At 62.3% G+C, this 22,247-nt stretch carries 18 protein-coding genes; 4 read left to right on the forward strand and 14 right to left on the reverse strand.

All coding sequences use genetic code 11. The annotated features are described in order from the left end of the window. Together P1P91_RS09540 and P1P91_RS09545 are read left to right on the forward strand one after the other, a co-directional pair. Window positions 1-996: a PA2778 family cysteine peptidase gene (locus tag P1P91_RS09540; RefSeq protein WP_311882231.1), complete on the forward strand. Its 996-nt coding sequence runs from the start codon at window positions 1-3 to the stop codon at window positions 994-996. 193 nt (window positions 997-1,189) lie between these two features. After that, entirely contained in the window at window positions 1,190-1,939 is a 750-nt protein-coding gene (locus tag P1P91_RS09545) for an IS5 family transposase (RefSeq protein ID WP_311881892.1), read from the forward strand. Window positions 1,940-1,943: 4 nt separating this feature from the next. Here the strand turns inward: P1P91_RS09545 and P1P91_RS09550 are convergent, their stop codons facing one another. The 9 genes from P1P91_RS09550 to P1P91_RS09590 form a co-directional block, all read right to left on the reverse strand. After that, window positions 1,944-3,248, reverse strand: coding sequence for an IS4 family transposase (locus P1P91_RS09550; protein ID WP_311882232.1), 1,305 nt, complete (start codon window positions 3,246-3,248; stop codon window positions 1,944-1,946). 125 nt (window positions 3,249-3,373) lie between these two features. Continuing rightward, complete coding sequence (nqrM, locus tag P1P91_RS09555; protein WP_311882233.1) at window positions 3,374-3,631, reverse strand: (Na+)-NQR maturation NqrM; 258 nt, start codon at window positions 3,629-3,631, stop codon at window positions 3,374-3,376. Between the two features lie 191 nt (window positions 3,632-3,822). Further along, entirely contained in the window at window positions 3,823-5,055 is a 1,233-nt protein-coding gene (gene nqrF / locus P1P91_RS09560) for an NADH:ubiquinone reductase (Na(+)-transporting) subunit F (RefSeq protein WP_311882234.1), read from the reverse strand. A 72-nt stretch (window positions 5,056-5,127) separates the two neighbouring features. Next, window positions 5,128-5,745, reverse strand: coding sequence for an NADH:ubiquinone reductase (Na(+)-transporting) subunit E (gene nqrE / locus P1P91_RS09565; RefSeq protein WP_311882235.1), 618 nt, complete (start codon window positions 5,743-5,745; stop codon window positions 5,128-5,130). A gap of 1 nt (window position 5,746) precedes the next feature. Then, complete coding sequence (locus P1P91_RS09570; RefSeq protein WP_311882236.1) at window positions 5,747-6,415, reverse strand: NADH:ubiquinone reductase (Na(+)-transporting) subunit D; 669 nt, start codon at window positions 6,413-6,415, stop codon at window positions 5,747-5,749. Between the two features lie 2 nt (window positions 6,416-6,417). Next, window positions 6,418-7,227 (reverse strand): Na(+)-translocating NADH-quinone reductase subunit C, encoded by an 810-nt coding sequence (locus tag P1P91_RS09575; RefSeq protein ID WP_311882237.1) that lies wholly within the window; start codon window positions 7,225-7,227, stop codon window positions 6,418-6,420. Then, window positions 7,227-8,450 carry an NADH:ubiquinone reductase (Na(+)-transporting) subunit B gene (locus P1P91_RS09580; protein WP_311882238.1) on the reverse strand — a complete coding sequence of 408 codons (1,224 nt, stop codon included), beginning with the start codon at window positions 8,448-8,450 and terminating at the stop codon, window positions 7,227-7,229. Before P1P91_RS09580 ends, P1P91_RS09575 begins: the two co-directional genes overlap by 1 nt. A 2-nt stretch (window positions 8,451-8,452) precedes the next feature. Further along, the gene (locus P1P91_RS09585) at window positions 8,453-9,805 is read right to left on the reverse strand and encodes a Na(+)-translocating NADH-quinone reductase subunit A (protein WP_311882239.1); all 1,353 of its coding nucleotides are present in this window, start codon (window positions 9,803-9,805) and stop codon (window positions 8,453-8,455) included. 276 nt (window positions 9,806-10,081) lie between these two features. Next, entirely contained in the window at window positions 10,082-11,545 is a 1,464-nt protein-coding gene (locus P1P91_RS09590; RefSeq protein WP_311882240.1) for a glyceraldehyde-3-phosphate dehydrogenase, read from the reverse strand. A 222-nt stretch (window positions 11,546-11,767) separates the two neighbouring features. Here P1P91_RS09590 and mfd point away from each other — a divergent pair, with 222 nt between their 5' ends. After that, window positions 11,768-15,217 (forward strand): transcription-repair coupling factor, encoded by a 3,450-nt coding sequence (gene mfd, locus P1P91_RS09595; RefSeq protein WP_311882241.1) that lies wholly within the window; start codon window positions 11,768-11,770, stop codon window positions 15,215-15,217. 18 nt (window positions 15,218-15,235) lie between these two features. Then, a complete protein-coding gene (locus P1P91_RS09600) occupies window positions 15,236-16,459 on the forward strand; it encodes a L,D-transpeptidase family protein (protein WP_311882242.1) in 1,224 nt (407 codons plus the stop codon). A gap of 102 nt (window positions 16,460-16,561) precedes the next feature. Here P1P91_RS09600 and P1P91_RS09605 read toward each other — a convergent pair whose 3' ends face one another. The 5 genes from P1P91_RS09605 to topA all read right to left on the reverse strand — a co-directional run bounded on the left by P1P91_RS09605 (window position 16,562) and on the right by topA (window position 22,173). Then, entirely contained in the window at window positions 16,562-16,825 is a 264-nt protein-coding gene (locus tag P1P91_RS09605; RefSeq protein ID WP_311882243.1) for an Lpp/OprI family alanine-zipper lipoprotein, read from the reverse strand. A gap of 220 nt (window positions 16,826-17,045) precedes the next feature. Further along, the gene (locus tag P1P91_RS09610) at window positions 17,046-17,678 is read right to left on the reverse strand and encodes a L,D-transpeptidase family protein (protein ID WP_311882245.1); all 633 of its coding nucleotides are present in this window, start codon (window positions 17,676-17,678) and stop codon (window positions 17,046-17,048) included. A 51-nt stretch (window positions 17,679-17,729) separates the two neighbouring features. Next, on the reverse strand, window positions 17,730-18,194 hold the full coding sequence (locus P1P91_RS09615; protein ID WP_311882246.1) for a 2-hydroxyacyl-CoA dehydratase: 465 nt from the start codon (window positions 18,192-18,194) through the stop codon (window positions 17,730-17,732). Between the two features lie 41 nt (window positions 18,195-18,235). Then, the gene (locus P1P91_RS09620) at window positions 18,236-19,327 is read right to left on the reverse strand and encodes an ISAs1 family transposase (protein WP_311882247.1); all 1,092 of its coding nucleotides are present in this window, start codon (window positions 19,325-19,327) and stop codon (window positions 18,236-18,238) included. A gap of 215 nt (window positions 19,328-19,542) precedes the next feature. Beyond that, window positions 19,543-22,173 (reverse strand): type I DNA topoisomerase, encoded by a 2,631-nt coding sequence (topA, locus tag P1P91_RS09625; protein WP_311882248.1) that lies wholly within the window; start codon window positions 22,171-22,173, stop codon window positions 19,543-19,545. Between the last annotated feature and the right edge of the window lie 74 nt (window positions 22,174-22,247).

The following is a 22,247-nucleotide window of genomic DNA, read 5'->3' on the forward strand; positions in this document are numbered from 1 at the left end:
TTGATCGCCCTGTTTCTGAGCGGCTGCGCGACGAGCCCCGCGCTGAAAGACAGCACCTATCGGCTGCCCGAACGCGTCGAGCTCGTCAACGTGCCTTTCTTCCCCCAGGAAAAATACCAGTGCGGCCCGGCGGCGCTGGCCACGGTGCTCAACTATTCCCCGGCCGATCCAGCATCCTCGAAGGGCCCCGCGGCAAGCGCGGGCGAAGCAGACAAGGCCTGGACCGTCTCGCCCGAGGCAGAGGCCAGGCTGGCCCGGGGTCGTGAGCGGGATACCGACATCACCGCCGACAGCCTGGTCTCCCAGGTCTTCATCCCCGGCCGGGACGGTAGCGTACAGCCGGAAATGCTGGCAGCGGCGCGTCGCCATGGGCGCCTCGCCTTTCCCATACGCCCGACCTTCGACGCGCTGCTGGGCCACGTCGCCGCGGGCAATCCGGTGGTGGTCATGCAAAACCTTGCCCTACCCGCCTTTCCCATGTGGCACTACGCCGTGGTCATCGGCTATGACCTTGCCGAAGAGACGCTGATCCTTCGCAGCGGCGAAACCCGCCGGCAGATAACCTCCTTCGGCCGCTTCGACGCGACCTGGGCGCGCAGCCAGCGCTGGGGTTTCGTGCTGGCCAAGCCCGGGCGCATCCCCGAAGGCGTCACGCCCCGGCGCGCGGTGGATGCCATAAGCGACTTTGAGGCGCTGCACGGCACCCGAGCCGCGCTTTCCAGCTGGCAGGCGCTGACCCAGGCTCAGCCGGACAACGCCATGGCCCACTTCGCCCTGGGCAACGCCCTCTACGAGCAGGAAAGACCGGAAAACGCCGTGCGGGCGCTCAGACGCGCCGTCGCCGCCGATGACACCCTGGGCGTCGCCTGGCTCAATCTGGGGCTTTTATACGCCGAGCAGGACCAGATCGCGAAAGCGCGCCGGGCGCTGGAAGAAGCCGCGGCGCTGCCGGGACAGTGGCAACCCCGGGCCCGCCGGGCGCTGGAAACGCTGTAGCGCTTGCGGCCGGCCCGTGAGCCGGCGCCGTGCGTACAAAAAGAAAAGCCTGCCCTTTCGTGCTAATGCCAGTCAGTTAACGCTGACTGGCATTTTTCTTAGGGCCTGTTGACGTTTCATGGCAGGGGTATTGGCAGGATAGGGGCAAGCTCGCAGAATAAAGGTTCCTACACCAACAAACTGCAAGCCTGCCATGCCCCGACAAATGCTCACGGATGAACACTGGTCGAAGCTGAAACCTATCCTGCTTCAACAAGGTATTTATGACAAGGCCGACTTGCGTACCACGATAGAAGGCATCCTTTATCGGATGCGCACCGGCTGCCCGTGGCGGGACCTACCGGAGACGTTTGGCCCCTGGAACACGGTCTACAAGCGTTTTAACGCCTGGTCAGCGAGTGGAAAGCTGATGAGGCTTTTCAGCTCTCTGGTGGAGGAGCCTGATGTTGAGTGGCTGTTCATTGATGGCTCCTACGTCAAGGCCCACCAGGACAGCACCGGAGCTGCCACGGAAGACGCAGAAGCTATTGGCAAAAGTCGTGCAGGCAATACCAGCAAGATCCACTTGACCGTAGATGCCTATGGGCTACCGATCACCTTCAGAATAACCGGGGGTGAGGTGCACGACAGCACGGAAGCCCGGGCATTGATTGACGATTTGCCAGCGGGTGATGCATTGGTGGCTGACAAGGGCTATGACAGCGAGCGTATCCGTGAACAGATCGAAGCCAAGGGCATGGCTGCCGTCATTCCACGCAAACGCAACTCAAAGAAAGGAAATGCCAATCTGGACAGAGGTTTATATCGCTATCGGCATCTGGTTGAGAATGCCTTTGCTCGATTGAAGCCGTATCGCGCCATCGCAACGCGTTACGACAAGCTCAAGCGAAACTACGAAAGCATGGTGGCCTTGGCCTGCGGCTTTTTATGGCTACCAATGTGAAACGTCAACACGCCCTAGTGGGGTATTTCTGTGGTCGCCGCCTGACTGAGCGAGGATAAGATCGTTCGCGTCGTTCAGGCAGGACGAAGGAAGGTGCCATGTCCAGCATCGACTGAACCACGCCGGGCACGCGTCCTGGCGAGACCCAGGGCAGGATCGTTAACTCCTTGATGAGCCAGTGAGCAGCCTGATGGAAGCTGAGCTGATTGGGATGCACGGCATCCAGGCTATAGGCCATGCGAGCCATCTGGAAGCGGATCAGGTTATAGGCTAACAACGTGCCCCAGAGCTCCTGAAAGACCATCTCCGGGGTGCGGCTACGCAGTGTCAGGCGGTTACCCAGCAGAGATTGCTTCATTTCCCGGTAGCCCAGTTCGATTTCCCAGCGGTGGCTGTAGAGATCGACGATATCCGCCGCCGGAAAGCGCAGCGGGTCGGTCATCGAGGTCAGGATCTGCACTTCCTTGCCGTTCACCTTGCGGCGTAACAGCCGCGCCGTCATCGTCGGCGGCAAGGCTGGCCACTTCTTGCGCGCCTGAGGTGACGTCGACAGGGTCACCAGGCGATCCTGCCGGCCTAGTGAGCGCTCTTCCTGATACTGTGTTCCCTTCTTTAGAGGAATCAGCCAATGCCGCTGCTCGCCGGCGCTCTGCCAGGCATGCAGCAAACCCAGTGAGTAGAACCCACGATCAAACAGCGTCAGGGAGTGATCCGGGGTGCTGCCGATGAGCTGAGTGGTCAGCTCCATTTCACTGCTCGCGACACTGTCGAAGGCGGATCCCGTCAGCAGGTGGCTGGTCAGCTCCATCTGGCACACCATGCGAATCTGCGGATAGCTCGCCTCCCCCTGAGCATTGCGCGTGCGCGCAAAGGCTGCCTGATTCTCGGGAGAGTCAGGAGTACGCCAGACCACACCATCAACGCCCAGTAACGTCAGACCACTCCAGTGGGGGTGAGGGGTCTGCTGATGCCACAGGGCCTGGGTCTGCTCGAAGACGCGCTTGACGGGCTCCACTCCAAGCCGTTGACGTGCCTGCACCACGGCACTGGGCGCGACGAAGGGACGCTTGCCGGGCAGCATGATGTCGAGGTGATTGACGATCTGCCCCATCGGGATATGCCGAAACAAGGCCATCCCGACAACCGCCCAGACCACCATGTCCAACGGCAGGCGACGCTTGCGCAGTGTGGCCACGCCGGCTTCTTCAAGACAGGTGTCGATCAGTTCAGGGGAGAGCACCTCGGAGAGGCTGGAGAAATCGTCGGGTACCGACTTGGCGATGGCATCAATAGCGTCGCTGAAATGCATGGACCTTCCCGTGTCAGTGTGCCTGACACGGGAAGGTCTCATGATCAACTTATTGAGAACAGGCTTAACTGACTGGCATTAGCCCTTTCGTGCAGGCTTTTTTGCCGTATGAGCGCAGACGCCGCTCAGCGGGAGATATCGTAGCCCAGATCCGCCCCGCGGCCCTCATCGCTCTGGCGGCGGGCGCTGATGCCCTGGCGCTTGCGATTTTCCTCTTCGCAGACGTCGTCCTTGCCGCCGCATACTTCGCAGCCTTCCTTCAGCCCCAGCTGGTTCAGCCCGCCGCAGGAGCCGGCGATGGGCTTGCGCCCCATCAGTACGCCAACGGCCATGGCGGTCATGACCAGCAGCATGAAGCCCAGTGCGAGTAGCCAAATCGTCATACGTTGCCTCCCGTGCGGCATAGGCGCCGATGTGCGCCGGCCGCTTGTTGCGTTGAGTCGAGCGTCGCCCTTACCGCCATTATCGTAATGATCGGCGACAAACACAAAGGGAAACGGACGCTCGAAAAACAAAACGGGGCCAGCCCGTCGGCCAGCCCCGCAACCATCCCACTCATCTCGTCGCGTCGGCCCTAGCCGCCGAAGTCGTCGAGCATGATGTTTTCCGGTTCGACCCCGAGATCCAGCAGCAGCTTGATCACCGAGGCGTTCATCATCGGCGGGCCGCACATGTAGTACTCGCAGTCCTCCGGCGCCGGGTGGTCCTTCAGATAGTTTTCATAAAGCACGTTGTGAATGAAGCCGGTGGGGCCGTCCCAGTTGTCATCGTCCTGGGGATCGGACAGCGCCAGGTGCCATTCAAAGTTGTCGTGCTCTTTTTCCAGCTGGTCGTACTCTTCGTTATAGAAGGTCTCGCGCCAGGAGCGCGCGCCGTACCAGAAGCTGATCTTGCGCTTGGTGTCCAGGCGCTTGAGCTGGTCGAAGATATGGCTGCGCATGGGGGCCATGCCCGCGCCGCCGCCAATAAAGACCATTTCCGCATCGGTGTCCTTGGCAAAGAACTCGCCGAAGGGGCCCATGACCGTCACCGTATCGCCGGGCTTCATGTTGAACACGTAGGTCGACATCAGGCCGGGCGGATGGCTGGTGCCCGGGGGCGGCGTGGCGATGCGCACGTTGAACTTGAGGATACCCTTCTCTTCCGGGTAGTTGGCCATGGAGTAGGCGCGGATGACTTCCTCGTTGTTCTTGTGGGAGACGTCGAAGAGGTTGAACTTCTTCCAGTCGCCCTGATACTCCTCGTCGATATCGAAGTCGGAGAACTTGATATCGTACGGCGGCGCCACCAGCTGCACATAGCCGCCGGCGCGGAAGTCCACGTCTTCGCCTTCGGGAAGCTTGAGGTTGAGCTCCTTGATGAAGGTGGCGACGTTGTGGTTGTCGAGCACCTCGCACTCCCACTTCTTCACGCCGAAGACTTCTTCGGGCACCTCGATTTTCATATCCTGCTTCACCGGCACCTGACAGGACAGCCGCCAGCCCTGCTTTTTCTCGCGCATGGTGAAGTGGGACTCTTCCGTGGGCAAGATCGAGCCGCCGCCTTCTTCCACGCGGCACTTGCACTGGGCGCAGGAGCCGCCGCCGCCGCAGGCGGACGATAGAAAGATGCCATTGGCCGCCAGGGTGTTGAGGAGCTTGCCCCCGGCCTGGGTGGTCAGCGTGTGCTCGGGGTCGCCGTTGACTTCGATGGTCACGTCCCCGCTGCTCACGAGTCTGCTGCGGGCTGCCAGGATGATCGCCGTCAGACTGAGGACGATGACCGTGAACATGACAACACCGAGCAAGATGATGGATGTATCAACCATGTCGGTTTCCTATTGCTGAAGGTTGTTCCGATTCCGGCGGCGGCCAAAGCGCGCCGCCGGAAAAACGCTGCGTCAGAGCTGAATGCCCGAGAAGGACATGAAACCCAGCGACATCAGACCTACCGTGAGGAAGGTAATCCCCAGCCCCTGGAGGCCTGCCGGCACGTCGCTGTACTTCAGCTTTTCACGGATACCGGCAAGCGCGGCGATGGCCAGCGCCCAGCCCATGCCCGCGCCGAAGCCGTAAACCACGGACTCGCCGAAGTTGTAGCTGCGCTCGACCATGAACAGCACGCCGCCCAGGATCGCGCAGTTAACGGTGATCAGCGGCAGAAACACGCCCAGGGCGTTGTAGAGCGCAGGCACGTACTTGTCCAGGAACATCTCCATGATCTGCACCAGCGCGGCAATCACGCCGATGTAGCTCAGCAGGCCGAGAAAGGACAGGTCGATATTTTCCGCGCCGGCAATCCCTGTCCAGGTCAGCGCGCCTTCCTGGAGCAAATAGGTATAGACCAGGTTGTTGACCGGCACGGTCACCGACAGCACCACGATCACCGCGACACCCAGGCCCAGCGCCGACGACACTTTCTTGGACACCGCAAGGAAGGTACACATGCCAAGGAAGAAAGCCAGCGCCATGTTCTCGACGAAAATCGATTTCGCCAACAGGCTCAGATAGTGTTCCATGTTATACGGCCTCCTTCGGCTGAGTGTTTTCCTTCATCCGGAATTCGTTTTCCTCGACCTGCTCAGGATCAAGGGAACGCATGGCCCAGATCAAAAGGCCGATGACGAAGAACGCCGACGGCGGCAGCAGCAAAAGGCCGTTGCCCACGTACCAGCCGCCGTCCTGGACGGTCTGCAGCACGGTAAAGCCGAATACGCTGCCCGAACCGAGAAGCTCGCGAACAAAGCCTACCGTCATCAGCACAAAGCCATAGCCCAGACCGTTGCCCACGCCGTCGAGGAACGAAAGCCCCGGCGAGTTGGACATGGCAAAGCCTTCGGCGCGGCCCATGACGATGCAGTTGGTAATGATCAGACCCACGAACACCGACAGCTGCTTGGACATCTCGTAGGCGTAGGCCTTGAGAATCTGGTCCACCACGATCACCAGCGAGGCGATGATGGTCATCTGCACGATGATCCGGATCGACGAAGGTATGTGGTTGCGGATCAGCGAGACGAAAAAGCTGGAAAGCGAAGTCACGAAAATGACCGCCAGGGTCATGACCAGCGATACGCCCATGCTGGTAGTCACTGCCAGCGCCGAGCAGATACCCAGTATCTGCAGGGCGATGGGGTTGTTCTGAAAAATCGGCGTCGTCAGGACGCTCTTGGGAGTGACGTCTGCCATGATCAGGCTCCTTCGGATTCGGGTACAACATCGGCATTTTGCGCGTCCGCCGGGCTGACACCGCTACGGAACCGGGCCAGGTAAGTGCCGAAACCTTCCGGGCTCAGCCAGAAATTGAGCATGTTGGTCACGCCGTTACTGGTGAGCGTCGCGCCGGACAGCGCGTCCACCTCGTTCTCGCCGCTGGCGCTTTTGGACAGGTGAATCTCCGGCGACAGATCGCCCTTGTCGTCGTAGATTTTCTTGCCTTCCCAGAGTGCCTGCCAGCGAGGGTTGTTGACTTCGGCGCCCAGGCCGGGAGTTTCACCGTGTTCGTAGTAGGTGATACTGACGATGGTGTTACCGTCGCCCTCGACCGAGAGGAAGCCGCGCATCAGCCCCCAGAGCCCCTGCCCGCGAATGGGCAGCACTATCTGATCGGGATCGTCGGGATCGCCCACCAGATACACCGTGGCGTAATTTTCTACCCGGGAAAGCCCGGCGATGTCCTCGGGGCCGGAGAGCGTACGGCCGGTGGCCGGATCGCTTGCCGCCTCGAAGCTGTTGAAGGTGTCGGGGTCGAACTCGTCGGTGTATTCACCGGTCTCCATGTCCACCACCCGGGCGCTCATGCGCTCGCCGAAGACCTCTTCCACGTCCATGCCCGGCTCGTAGAGCCTGGCCACGTTGAGAATGTTGGTCTTGCGGTCCAGCTCCTGGTTGAGCTGCTGCTGCGGACGCAGCGCTACCGCCGCCGTGGACACGATCACGGAACAGACGATACATAGCGCAAACGCCACGATCAGCGTCTTTTTGATCGAATTGTTACCCATCAGGCAGTCTCCTCGGCCGGCACGCCAACGCGCTTGACGCGGCGCTTGATGTTGGCCTGGACAAAGAAGTGGTCAATAAGCGGCGCAAACAGGTTGGCAAACAGGATCGCCAGCATGATGCCTTCGGGGAAGGCGGGGTTGACCACGCGGATCAGCACGGTCATGAACCCGATCAGTACGCCAAACAGCAGACGCCCGGGGTTGGTCATCGACGCCGATACCGGGTCGGTCGCCATGAACACCGTACCGAAGGCGAACCCGCCCACGACCAGGTGCCAGTACCAGGGCATGGCAAACATGGCGTTGGTGTCCGATCCGATCATGTTGAACAGCGTGCTGGTAGCCACCATCCCCAACAGTACGCCCAACATGATGCGCCAGGAAGCGATCTTCGTCCACAGCAGCACAATGGCGCCGAGCAGAATGGCAAAGGTGGAGACCTCTCCCACCGAGCCGGGGAGGAAGCCCCAGAAGGCGTCCCACCAGCTGAAGTTGGACGTCACCTCGTTCATCCCGCTCTGAAACGCCATGGACAGCGGAGTCGCCCCGGTATAGCCGTCGGCGGCCACCCAGATGGCGTCGCCGGAAATCTGCGCAGGATAGGCGAAGTAAAGGAAGGCGCGGCCGGTGAGCGCCGGGTTGAGAAAGTTCTTGCCGGTGCCGCCGAACACCTCCTTGCCGATCACCACGCCGAAGGTTATGCCCAGCGCCACCTGCCACAGCGGAATCGTTGCCGGCAGAATCAGCGCGTAAAGCACCGAGGTCACAAAGAAGCCTTCGTTGACCTCGTGGCCGCGCTTGATGGCGAACAGCACTTCCCAGAAGCCGCCGACGATGAAGGTCGCCAGATAAATGGGCACGAAGTAGGTGGCGCCCAGCACGAAGTTGGCCCACAGGCTGTCCGGGTTGTGGCCGGAGGCCAGCACCATCATCAGCGCTTCGCGCCAGCCGTTCATCGACTCGTAGCCGGCCTGGATGGCGCCGTTGGCCTGCCAGCCCGCGTTCCACATGCCAAAGAGCATGGCCGGGAAGGTGCACAGCCAGACGGTGATCATGATGCGCTTGAGGTCGATGCCGTCGCGCACGTGGGCGGTGGTCTTGGTGACGTTGGGCGGCGAGTAGAGCATGGTGTCTATCGCTTCAAACAGCGGATAGAACTTTTCGTACCTGCCGCCCTTGTGAAAATGCGGCTCGAGACTGTCGAGCGTTTGTCGAATACCCATCGTCAGGCCTCTTTCTCGATCATGGTGAGATTGTCACGCAGGATGGGGCCGTACTCGTACTTGCCGGGGCAGACGTACGTGCAAAGCGCCAGATCCTCTTCGTCCAGCTCCAGACACCCAAGCTGCATGGCAGCCTCGATGTCACCCACGATCAGCGAGCGCAAAAGCTGCGTTGACATGATATCCAGCGGCATTACCTTCTCGTAGGAGCCCACGGGCACCATGGCACGCTCCGAGCCGTTGGTCGACGTCGTCGGCGCGTAGCGGTCAAGCCCGGTCAGCTTGGAAAGATAGATGCCCATCACCGAGTGGCGGTTGCTGCCCGGCGACAGCCAGCCCATGAAATTGCGCTTGTTGCCCTCTTCAATCAGGCTGAACTGGTTGTGAAAACGCCCGGCGTAGCTCAGCTTGCCCTCGGCGGCAAAGCCGGAGAATACCGCGCCGGAAATGACCCGGGTGTCGCTGGGCTTGACGACCTCGCCGGCCAAAAGCTCCTCGGTGCTGGCGCCGATACGGGTGCGCAGCAGGCGCGGCGACTCGGCCCGGGGGCCGGCAACCGCCATGACGCGGCTGACGTCAAGCTTGCCTTCGGTAAACAGCCGGCCCACGGCGATCACGTCCTGGTAGCCGATGTGCCACACTTGGCGATGCAGGGCCACGGGCGACAAATAGTGAATATGGGTGCCCACCAGCCCGGCCGGATGCGGCCCGGCAAAGGTTTCGTGGGTAACGCCGTCCACGTCGCCGCCGGGAATCGAGCTGTCTTCACCGGTGCACAGATAAACCTGGCCTTCCGTCAGGCGGGAAAGCACCTTGAGACCGTCTTCGAACGCCGCCGGCGCCTCGTTGATGATCAACGCCGGATCCGGGCTCAGCGGCTGGGTATCCACGGCGGTGACAAAAATATCCGCGGGCTTGCTGTCAAGCGCCGGCGTGCGGGAATAGGGGCGCGTGCGCAGCGCCGTCCACAGGCCCGACGCCACCAGCTGATCGACCACCGTCTGGCGCTCCAGGCCAGCTAGCGCACCTCGTTCGTGGCTCGTGAAGGAGACAGCTTCCTCTTCTCCCTCGTCGACCTTGATCACCACAGACAGCAAACGACGCTTTTCGCCGCGGTTGATCGCGACGACTTCACCGGCTGCGGGTGCGGTGAAACGAACCCCCGCCGTTTTCTTGTCGGTGAAGAGCAATTGGCCCAGTTTGACCTTGTCCCCTACCTGTACCTCCATGGTCGGTTTCATGCCGACGTAGTCAGTACCCAGGATCGCCACGTGCTGCACCGACTGGGCCGCGTCGATGCGCGGCTCCGGTGCACCCGTGATGGGGAGATCCAGGCCTTTCTTGACTTCGATCATAGTCTCGCCCAGTTGATGGATCGGATATACGAAGAATTAGGGGTTCGAAAAATTCGAATTTCTTGGTATCCGCTCAGTTATTACCAGTCGGGTCCGAGCCGCACTCGAACCACCCCAAAAATCCACCGTATTATAAAGATAAGCGCGGCCAATGACCACATCCGGCCGGCCTGCCAAAGGTGGTAGGAAGCCGCGCCGCCTGCCCTCTCACCAACGCAGAACGCCACCCGGAGGTGGCGTTCTGCGCAGCCATGGCGGGAGCCGCCGGAAGGGCTGTCAGCCGGCTTCGTGGGGCAGCTTGAGGAAGCTGACGTGGGAGACGTGCTGCAGCAGGCGAATGACCTGGCAGCTATAGCCGAACTCGTTGTCGTACCACACGTAGACCACGGCGTGGTTGTCGCTGGCGATGGTGGCCTTGGCATCGACAATGCCAGCCTTGCGGTTGCCGACGAAGTCCGACGACACCACTTCGGCGGAATCGACAAAGTCGATCTGCTTCTGGTAGGCCGAGTGGATGGACATGTCGCGCAGGTAGTCGTTGAGCGACTCGGCATCGACGCCCTTTTCCAGAGTCAGGTTGAGAATCGCCATGGAGACGTTGGGCGTGGGCACGCGGATGGCGTTACCGGTCAGCTTGCCCTCTAGCTCGGGGAGCGCCTTGGCCACGGCCTTGGCCGCGCCGGTTTCGGTCAGCACCATGTTGAGCGCGGCGCTGCGCCCGCGGCGGTCGCCCTTGTGATAGTTGTCGATCAGGTTCTGGTCGTTGGTGTAGGCGTGCACGGTTTCCACATGCCCGGTGGCAACGCCATACTCGTCGTTGATCACCTTGAGCACCGGCACAATGGCGTTGGTGGTGCACGACGCCGCCGAGAGAATCTGATCGTCTTCCTGGATATCGCCGTGGTTGATGCCGTAGACGACGTTCTTGATATCGCCCTTGCCCGGCGCGGTGAGAATCGCCTTGGCGGCCCCCTTGCACTCCAGGTGCTGGCCGAGGCCTTCCTCGTCGCGCCAGATGCCGGTGTTGTCCACGATCACCGCGTTGTTGATACCGTAGTCGGTATAGTCGATCTCGCTCGGCGAGTCGGCGTAGATCATCTGGATGACGTTGCCGTTGACGGTCAGCGTGCGCGTCTCGACGTCAACGTCAATGGTGCCTTCAAAGGGGCCGTGCACGGAGTCCCGGCGCAGAAGGCTCGCGCGCTTTTCCAGGTCCTTGGCCACGTCGCCGCGACCGCGTACGACGATGGCGCGCAGGCGCAGCAGGTTGCCGCCGCCGGCCTTTTCGATCATCACCCGGGTCAGCAGCCGCCCGATCCGCCCGAAGCCGTAAAGCACCACGTCCTGGGGCTCGCCGGTGCTTGCGCCCGGCTGGTAGGCGTCGACGATCTCGTGCAGCTCACGCCGCAGATACGCCTCCACGTCGCCGCCGCCCTGACGCTTGAAGTTAACCGCCAGCTTGCCTACGTCGACGTGGGCCGGACCCAGGCTCAGCTCGCTCATCGCCCGGACGATGGGGAAGGTGTCTTCCACGGTCAGCTCGGTGCCTTCGATTTTGCGCACGAAGCGGTGATCTTTCAGAATACGGATCACCGACTGCTTGATCAGCGAGCGGCCGAACATGGTGGCGACGACGTTGTTTTGGCGATACAGGCGCCCCACCAGCGGAATCATCTGCTCGGCCAGGGCTTCGCTGCTCTGCCATTCCCGGAAAACGTTATCAAGCATTGGCTGACTCACGTGCGACCTCTTTGGGTAATGAAGGGAGTTCGTGCGGGTATTATCCCGACCTGGCGAGGGTATCGCAATCACAGGATGGTCGCAGCGCCTGTAAACCGGTTACACCGTAGCTGCTCTACCTGGAAACGCACTGATCGACGCCGGAAGGCCGTGCCCGACCGGCGGATCGTGTATGATCGGGGCTTTCGTTTTTCCGCGCTCACCCGCCAACTGATATCGACTATGCCGACTTTCTCACTGCTCGAACCGCCAACTCCTCAGGGCACCCGCGAGACGCTGTACTGGGCCTCGCCGCCGGGCAGCGCCGCCGCCCTGGCGCTGGCCCGAGCAGCCGGGCAGGCTCCGCTGCTGGTCATCACCCCAAGCACCGCCAGCGCCCAGCGCCTGGAACAGACGCTGGCCTTTTACAGCGACGTGCCGGTGCTGCCCTTCCCCGACTGGGAAACGCTGCCCTACGACAGCTTCTCCCCGCACCAGGATATCGTCTCGGCCAGGCTACGCACCCTGCGAAGCCTCCAGGACGGCGTGCACGGCATTGTGCTGGTGCCAATCAACACACTGATGCAGCGCCTGCCGCCGGTGGACTACGTCGCCGGGCGGGTGCTGACCCTGGCCGCCGGCGACACTCTGGACCGCGAGCAGCTGCGCGAAGCGCTTACCCGGGGCGGCTATCGCGCGGTGGAAACCGTCTTCGAGCCCGGCGAGTACGCCATCCGCGGCGCGCTGATCGATCTCTACGCCATGGGCATGGAGCAGCCCGTGCGCATTGACCTGTTCGACGACGAAATCGACTCTCTGCGCTATTTCGACCCCGGCACCCAGCGCTCCAGCGAAAAAGTGGCGCGGGTAGAGCTGCTCCCGGCTCATGAATACCCGCTGTCGCGCAGCGCCATCGCGCATTTTCGCGAGCAGTTTGAAACCCTGTTCGACGTCGATCCGCGCCAGTGCCCGCTATACAACGACGCGCTCAGGGCCATCCCCTCGCCGGGGCTAGAACAGTACCTGCCGCTGTTTTTCGAGCATACCGCCTCGCTTTTTGACCACCTGACGGACGCTACCCGGGTGGCCCTGCTCCCCGGCGTCTTCCACGCCGCCGAGCAGCACTGGGAGGCCATCGAGGCGCGCTACGCCAACCTTGGCGTGGACCCCACGCGCCCGCTTTTGCCCCCCCATCGGGCGTTCTGGCCGGTGAGCGACATCTTTGCCGCGATCAAGCAGCGCCCGCGCCTCGAGCTGACCGATGAAAACGATCATCCCCACGCCCGGACGCCGGATGCGCTGGCGCTGCCCGACGTCGCCATCAACGCCCGCAGCCACACGCCGCTGGCCGCGCTCGAGCATTTCCTCGCCCGGCACCCGGACACGCGCATCCTTTTTGTCGCCGAATCCCGAGGGCGGCGCGAAGCGCTGGAAGAGCTGCTGGCACCGCTGTCGCTGGCGCTGCCCCACGTCGAGGGCTTTGACGCCTTTCTCAGCGGCGACGCGCCCTATGCGCTGACCGAAGGTCAGGTGGAGGCCGGCCTGTGGCTGGGCACGCCGGACATTCTGGTGCTGACCGAAACCGAGCTGTTCGGCGAGGTCGTGCGCCAGAGCCGGCGCCGGGAGAAGGCCACCGACGACGACGATTTTGCCGTGCATCATCTGTCCGAGCTCAAGGCCGGTGCGCCGGTGGTGCACCAGGCCCACGGAGTGGGTCGCTACCTGGGGCTTGAAGCGCTCGAAGCCGGCGGCCAGGCCAGCGAATTCCTCGCTCTGGAATACGCCGGCGGCGCCAAGCTTTACGTTCCCGTGGACAACCTTCACCTGATCTCGCGCTATAGCGGCGTCGACGACGAGCTGGCTCCGCTGCACAAGCTGGGCACGGAGCAGTGGAACAAGGCGCGCCGGAAGGCCGCCGAGAAGATCCGCGATACCGCCGCCGAGCTTTTGGACATCTACGCCCGCCGCGAAGCCCAGCAGGGCGTGGTGTACGACGCGCCGGACAGCGACTATCAGCGCTTTGCGGCCAGCTTTCCGTTCGAGGAAACCCCCGATCAGGAAGCCGCCATCAACGCCGTGGTCAACGACCTCACCGCGCCCCAGCCCATGGACCGGGTGATCTGCGGCGACGTCGGCTTCGGCAAGACCGAGGTGGCGATGCGCGCGGCGTTTCTCGCCGTCCAGTCCGGCCGCCAGGTGGTCGTGCTGGTGCCCACCACTCTGCTCGCCCGCCAGCACTTCGAAAACTTCCGCGACCGCTTTGCCGATACCGCCGTCACCCTCGGCCTGCTGTCGCGCTTCACCGGCGGCAAGGGCGCCACCGAAGCGCTGGAGAAAGTCAAAAGCGGCCAGACCGATATCGTCATCGGCACCCACAAGCTGCTGTCGAAAAGCGTCGAGCTGCCCCACATGGGGCTTTTGATCATCGACGAAGAGCACCGCTTTGGCGTCGCGCAAAAGGAAAAGCTCAAGACCCTGCGCGCCGAGATCGACATCCTCACGCTCACCGCCACGCCCATTCCGCGCACGCTCAACATGGCCATGAGCGGCATTCGCGATCTGTCGATCATCGCCACCCCGCCGGCACGCCGGCTGTCGGTGAAGACCTTTGTCCAACAGCGCGCCGACGGCGTGATCAAGGAAGCGCTGCTGCGCGAAATACTGCGCGGCGGCCAGGTGTACTTCCTCCACAACGAGGTCAAGACCATCGACACCGCCGCGGAGAAAATCCGCGAGCTGGTGCCCGACGCCCGGGTGGCAGTCGCCCACGGACAGCTCCCCGAACGTGACCTGGAGCGGGTGATGTCGGACTTCTACCACCGCCGGTTCAACGTGCTGGTATGCTCCACCATCATCGAAAGCGGTATCGACGTGCCCAGCGCCAATACCATTGTGATCGAGCGCGCCGACAAGTTCGGCCTGGCCCAGCTGCACCAGCTGCGCGGCCGCGTGGGCCGCAGCCACCACCAGGCCTACGCCTACCTGCTCACCCCGCCGCCCAAGGCCATGACCCGGGATGCGGTCAAGCGGCTCGAGGCCATCAGCGCCTCGGACGATCTGGGTGCAGGCTTCACGCTTGCCAGCCACGACATGGAGATTCGCGGCGCCGGCGAGCTCTTGGGCGACGAGCAGAGCGGCCAGATGGAAGCCATTGGCTATACCCTCTACATGGAAATGCTCGACCGCGCGGTGAAAGCCATCCGCGCCGGCAAGACACCCAACCTCGAGGCGCCTTTCGACAGCGGCGTGGACATCAGCCTGAATCTCCCGGCGCTGATTCCCGATGACTATATCCACGACGTGCAGCAGCGCCTGGTCATGTACAAGCGGATTGCCAATACCCAGAGCGACGACGAGCTCAGGGAGCTGCAGGTAGAGCTCATCGACCGCTTCGGCCTTTTGCCCGAGCCGCTCAAACACCTGATCCGCCAGACCCGGCTCCGCCAGCGCGCCGAACCGCTGGGCATCAGCCGCCTGGAAGCCGGCGAGACGCGCGGCCGGATCATCTTTGCCGCCGATACCCGGGTAGACCCGATGACCCTGGTCAGCCTCATTCAGCAGGCGCCGGACACCTATCGCCTGGACGGCTCTGATACCCTGCGCTTCACGCTGCCCATGGAAAGCGCAGAGGCGCGCTTTGAACAGGTCGAATCCCTGTTGCACACCCTCAACCAGAAACCCCCAGCCCCCTGAGACGTACAAGGACACGATATGAAAGCCAACGCTGCCCCTCGCCGTTTGACCACGGCCCCCGCCGTCACGCTGCTGGCCGCTGCTATCGGCGCTGCCTGCCTCACCCTGCCTGCCAGTGCCACGGCGGCTTCGCTCAAGGAAGCGAACGCCGAGAGCCCCAGCGCTGACAGCGAGTCTGCCACCACGCTTTTGGAAAACGCCCGCGCCCTGACAGCCAAGAGCAAGGCCTCGACGCCCGAGCAGGCCGCCGACGACGACACGCCGGATGCCGGCCCCAACGACCTGCCCCGGGGGCAGTTTCATCTCCCCGAAGAAGGCGACGTGATCGGCAAGCAATATACGGTCACCGTCAAGGACCAGGAGCAGACGCTGGTCGACATTGCCCGAAAGCACAACATCGGCTACGAAGAGATGCGCATGGCCAACCCCGGTGTCAGCCTTTGGGTGCCCGGCGAAGGCACCGAAGTCAATCTTCCCAGCCGCTATATCCTTCCCGACGTCAAGCGCGAAGGCATCGTCATCAACCTTTCCGAGCTACGCCTTTACTACTATCCGGCAAACAAGCCGGGCATCGTCGAGACCTACCCGGTCAGCGTCGGCCGTGAAGAATTCGCTACCCCGGTAGGCGTCACCAAGACCACGCAAAAGGTCAAGGACCCGGCCTGGGCGCCGCCGGCCTCCATGCGCCGGGAAGCCGCCGAGCGCGGCGAACCTGCCCCCGAAGTGGTGCCCGCCGGCCCGGACAACCCCCTGGGGCGCCACGCTATCCTGCTGGGTCTGCCAAGCTACCTGATCCACGGCACCAACCGCCCCGAAGGCGTGGGCATGCGCGTCAGCCGCGGCTGCATCCGCATGTACCCCGAGGATATCGAGTCGCTGTACGAGCGGCTGCCGGGCAGCACCCGGGTCAATATCATCGACGCGCCGTTCAAGGCCGGCTGGGACAGCGACGGCAGCCTGCTGGTGCAGTCGTTCCCGCAGCTGGAAGAAAACAGCGAAGATTTCGAACCGCTGCTCAACGCTCTGGAAATCATCGAAGCGAAAACCGGCGAAGACGGGGTCGAAATCGACTACAAGCGCGTCAAGCAGGCCATCGAAGATCCCGACGGCAGTATCCTGGCACTTTCCGGCCCTCAGGCAGAAGCGCCCCGAGAAAGCGACGAAAACCGCAACACCGCCACTCTGCTGAAAAACCTCCAGCTGAAATCCCGGCCCGAGGAAAAAGGCGACGCCGCCGACTAACCCCGTCGTCCGGACAACAAAAAACCCTGCCGCAGCAGGGTTTTTTTGTGCTATGTCAAAGCCGCCGCAAAGGGCAGCTGCCCCTTGCGGTTTCCATGCGGCTTACTTCTGCATGGAGCGCTCGAACATGCGGTTCATTTCTTCACGGTTCTTCTCGGACATCTGCAGTGCAGCACGTGCGTCACGCTGTGCCTGCTTGGCAGTGTTCATCGCCTGAGACGCAGTGCTCTGCGCTTCAGCGGCATCAGCCTGAGCGGATTCTGCCGTGGTGCGAACTTCTTCCAGTGCGCTGGTAGAAGCACAGCCGGCCAGGATAGCCAGAGAAGCGGCAGCGGCAGACATTTTCAGGGTCGTCTTCAGAGTCATGGTGTTCTCCTTGAATCTTCCTTGGTGCTACATTAATGAAACGACAGGCATAAGGCTAAAGCCCTAATACATGCTTGTCTACCTGCAATTTGCAGGTTTACTGCAGCGACATGTGCCGCGAAGCACAGACGCGAGACGCTGTTGTATTATAGCCAACAACGTTTGTCTAGCATCCTATGTTCAAATGCTGAAACTTTGAACAATCTTCGACAACAACACCTTAGCGAATAACGACACGGGTGCCAATGCCGACAAGCTCTTCCAGCTGTTCAATTTGCGTATCGGTCATGGCCACACAGCCCTGGGTCCAGTTCATGCGCCGATGGATATCGGGGTCGGCCTCTCCCAGCCCGTGCAGGCCAATGGCGCCGCCCAGCACGGTATCCTGGGGCGGCTTCCCGTAGCGGCGGTAGTGATCGAAATACGCCTGGTAATCCTCGCGGGAATAAAGCCCGGTGCGCAGGGCCATACGCGCGTGATCGGGTGTGGGGTAGTCCACGCCCATGAACAGGTGCCAGCGGCTGTCGAAGTTGAAGCGGTTGACGCGAAACTCGCCTCTGGGGGTTACGCTACCGCCGCTGATGCGCTGGTTCTCCGCCCCGCCGCGCCCCAGCGATACCGGCGCAAAGTGCTGGATACGCTCGCGGCCGCGGTAAACGTCGAGCGACAGCTTTCGTCCGTCCACCAGCACCCAGACTTCGCCGGGAAATCGCGGATGCACGGCCTCCTCCAGCTGCTGCTCGACCAGATCATGAAAGGCAAGCTCGGCCAGGAAGCCGGCGCTGGCCGGCGCGGCATGGACGGTAAGAAAGGCGGCGGTACCGGCCAGAAAGCGGCGACGATCCAGAGGCATAAGGCATACTCTTGTCAGGAAAATAAACGGTACAGGGGCCGCTACCCTCAGCTAGATATCGCTGAAATCCTCGAACTGCGAGACAATCCGCCGTACCTCGGCTTCGTGACCTTCAGCCAGCGAGCTGAAGAACTCCTCCTCGGCCGGAATCACAGCCTTTTTCGCACGATACTCGTAAAGCTCCTGTAGCGCGTTGTGCGCTTCCGTCGACGTCTGCAGCGCCGCTTCGATGCTGTCATAGGTGGCGTACTGGGCCAGGCGTTCAAGCCCCGGCGGCTGGGGAAAGTCGCCCGGGTCGTCGAACCAGGTGTTGAGCACCTCCTGGTGGACGGAGCCTTCTTCCAGCGCCTCCTCGAGCCCGGATTTCATGCGCAGCTCCTGGCTTGCCAGGTAATTCAGCGCCATTTGCAGGCGTTCGCTTTCCGCGTCCCTGGCCCGATCGCCGAACTGACGAGCCATCCGCCCGTGAAAGTCGGCCGCCCAGTCAATCAGATCGCGTACTTGATTATAGCGCATATACCTCTCCTTTTAGGCTTGGGGCACGCCATCTGTCAGGGCTATCGCAGTTGAGCGAACTGCCGGATAAGCGCCAATAGGTAGTCGTCGTTCCAGCCTGCTTGTTTCCGCTTGCCTTTCATTGAGCCCTTGGAAGGCTCCAGTTTGGCGACGTTAAGCGCCAGTCGACGTAGCAACGCCAGGTTTTCGGCACTGTGCCCACGCCGGCTCCGGTTCTGATCTTCCTGCATCGTGACGTCGAGCACCCAGTGAAGGTGATTCTCGATGCCCCAGTGCTGGCGTGTTACCTCAATGAGCTGATCTGGTGACAGCGCATCGCTCAGCAGGTAGTCGGCGGTCTCCTCTGTGGCCTGCTCAGCCAGCTCACGGCGGCGAGTGATGCGCCCCACGGCCTTCAGGCCTGGCCACTGATGGGCGCTCTGCAGCCAGTCAATATCGGTGATCACCGTCGCCTGGCGTGACTCGACACGGCCATGACCGCTGTCAACGTGGGGCTCACCGGCGCTTGCTGTCTCCATCATGAATTGAACGTCGTCGAGCAAAGCCCTCTGGTTGTCTTTGACCGCCAGGGCATAGTGCCCGCCTTCCTCCGTAATCTGCTGGGAAAGGGCCCGCTGGCAATGCATGGCGTCGGCCGTCACCGTCACGCCAGAGAGAGACAGAAGCTTGAGCAGCTCCGGTACCGCCGTGATCTCGTTGGATTTTTCATCGACGGCGCGCTGGCCCAACACCAGGCGCTGATCGGCGGCCCAGACGCTGACAAGGTGGAGCGGCGACTTCGCTGCCGCTCGATCGTAGGAGCGCCGGAGTGTCTTGCCATCCACCGCGACGACTCCTTCTACCTGTTCCGCGAAGCGTGACATGAAGGAGAGAAAATGGTCGTGAAAGGCCGCCGGATCCAGGTGGCGAAAGACCCGGCTGAACGTGTCATGGCTGGGGATACCATGGGGCAGCGACAGGAAACGGCGCAGGAACGCTTCCTTTGACTGCCCGAACAACGCCATATCTGAACAGTCCTCCGCCCCGCAGAGGACCGCACACAAGGCAATGAACAGGATCTCATCAAGCTCGTGACGGGCGTTGGTGCCCCTGGGATCGGGCAGATCAGAAAAGCAGCTGGTGACAGATGCCATATCACTCCTTGATGCCGGCACAGAAGGGATACTGGTCAGAGTGCCTATGACGTGGGCTGCGTGTCTATGGATGACTGCTTATCTAACTGCGATAGCCCTGCGCCATCTGTGTGTGACCTTGGCAGCATGCCACGGGTTCAGACCTGCTGCACGCAACAGAAGACGTTTTTTTACGGCGTCCCGGCGAAGCCGGTATGTCCCGCCCCGCTCGGGCGTTACTTCTTGCGTTTGTCCTCTACCTGCCATCTGCCATCTTCAAAGGTGGCCTTCCACCCCGTGGCCTTGCCGTTGTCGTCGGTCATGACAAACTGGGCCTTTTGCTTACGCGAAAAGCGGATCTGCGCCGGGCGACCGTCGGGATCTTCGCTTGGCGCATCGAGAATAAAGCGGTATTTCTCCGGCAGCTCGTCGGCGTGGGCCTTGAGCTCCTTGACCAGAGGCGGGCGGGTTTCGCGATTCTTGGGAAACTTGCTCGCCGCCAGAAACAGCCCGCTGGCGCCGTCGCGGAGCACATAGTGATCGTCGACCTTCTGGCAGGCAAGCTCGGGCATGGGAATCGGGTCCATCTTGGGCGGCGCCACCTCGCCGCTGCGCAATAGCTTGCGAGTGTTCTTGCAGGCTTCGTTGGTGCAGCCGAAATATTTGCCGAAGCGCCCGGACTTCAGCTGCATCTCGTGGCCACACTTGTCACACTCGATGACCGGCCCGTCGTAGCCCTTGATCTTGAACTTGCCTTGCTCGACCTCGTAGCCGCCGCAGTCGGGACTGTTGCCGCAGATGTGCAGCTTGCGCGTCTCGTCGATGAGGTAGCTGTCCATGGCGGTTTCGCACCGCGGGCAGCGGCGCTTGGCGCGCAGAGCGTCGGTTTCGGCGTCAACGCCGGCGTCAGCGGCGACGGCCTCTTCGCCGGGAATCAGGTCAATGGTGGTCTTGCAGCGCTCCTTGGGCGGCAGGTTATAGCCGCTGCAGCCCAGAAAGACGCCGGTGGAGGCGGTGCGGATCTGCATATGGCGACCGCACCTGGGGCAGTCGATATCCGTGGGCACCGGCTGGTTGGGGCGCATTCCGTCTTCGCTTTCGGCCCGGGCAAGCTCGTCGCGGAACTCGTGGTAGAAAGCGTCCAGCAGCGCCCGCCAGTTGCGCTCGCCCTCGGCCACGTCGTCCAGCTCGTCTTCCATGCGCGCCGTAAAAGAGTAGTCCATGAGGTCGGGGAACGACTCCTTCAGCCGCTCGGTGACGATATCGCCGAGCTTTTCGGCGTAGAAGCGCCGGTTTTCCAGCTTGACGTAGCCGCGATCCTGGATGGTGGAAATAATCGCGGCGTAGGTCGACGGCCGGCCGATGCCCTGCTTTTCCAGCTCCTTCACCAACGCGGCCTCGGTATAGCGCGCCGGCGGTTTGGTGAAGTGCTGCTGGGGATCCAGGGCGTCGAGAGTCATGAGCGTGCCCTCGGCCAGGTCGGGCAGACGCTGGTCTTCGTTCTTGCCCGAGGGCTTCATTACCCGAGTATAGCCGTCGAACTTCAGCACCCGGCCCCTGGCACGCAGCTCATAGCCGTCAACGTCAATGCTCAGGGTGCTGGAAAGATACTCGGCCGGGGTCATCTGGCAGGCCACGAACTGGCGCCAGATAAGCTCGTAAAGACGCTCGGCGTCGCGCTCCATGCCGGCAAGGTCGGTCGCCCGGGTTTCGACGTTCGACGGACGAATGGCCTCGTGAGCCTCCTGGGCGCTTTCCTTGCTGGCGTAGCGGTTGGGCGTTTTGGGCAGGTAGCGCTTGCCGTATTCGTCACTGATGAAGCCGCGCGCGCTCTCCACCGCGTCTTGGGCCAGGTTAGTGGAGTCGGTACGCATATAGGTGATGTAGCCCGCCTCGTAAAGGCGCTGGGCCATGGTCATGGTCTTTTTTACCGAAAAGCCCAGCCGCCCGCTTGCCGCCTGCTGCAGCGTCGAGGTAATAAAGGGAGCGTTGGGCTTTGAGCGCGTGGGCTTGTCTTCCCGGGCGGTGATCGCCAGATCAGCAGTTTTCAGCCCGGCAATGCGCTCGAGGGTCTCGGCCTCGCTGACGGGGCGAAACGCCTCGCCGTTCTGGCGCGCCAGCACAAAGCGCACGGGTTCGCCCTCGGGCGTGACCAGATCGGCGTGAACGTCCCAGAACTCCTCGGGGATAAAGGCGCGAATTTCGCGCTCGCGCTCGACGATCAGCCGCATGGCCACCGACTGCACCCGCCCGGCGGAAAGCCCCCGCGCCACCTTGGCCCACAAAAGCGGCGACAGCATGAAGCCTACCACGCGGTCGAGAAAACGCCGCGCCTGCTGGGCTTCCACCCGGGGGATGTTCAGCGAGCCGGGGGCCTTGAAGGCTTCCTGGATGGCGTTTTGGGTGATTTCGTTGAACACCACGCGCTTGTAGCGATCTTCGTCGCCGCCAATGGCCTCGCGCAGGTGCCAGGCAATGGCCTCGCCCTCGCGGTCCAGGTCCGTTGCCAGGTAAACCGCATCGGCGTCGGCGGCGAGCTTTTTCAGCTCGGCCACCACCTTTTCCTTGCCCGGCAGCGTTTCGTAATGCGCCTCCCAGCCGTTGTCCGGGTCGATGCCCATGCGGCGGATCAGCTGGGTATGCGCCTTGCGCTTTTTATAGGCGGCCTTTTCGTCCGGCGACATCTTGCGCGTGGCGGCGGCCTGCCGTGCCCGCGCCTTGGGATCGGTAGCCGTTTTACCCGAGCCGCTGGTCGGCAGGTCACGGATATGACCCACGCTCGACTTGACGATGAAATCGCGGCCGAGATACTTGTTGATCGTTTTCGCCTTGGCCGGCGACTCAACGATGACCAGTGACTTGCCCATAGTGCTCCACTTAATACCGTGCCGACAAAAATAAAACGGCGGTTGAACAGACGTATCGCGCTGCCTGGCCCATT

The organism is Halomonas piscis (assembly GCF_031886125.1).
GTDB classification, from domain to species: Bacteria; Pseudomonadota; Gammaproteobacteria; order Pseudomonadales; family Halomonadaceae; genus Vreelandella; species Vreelandella piscis.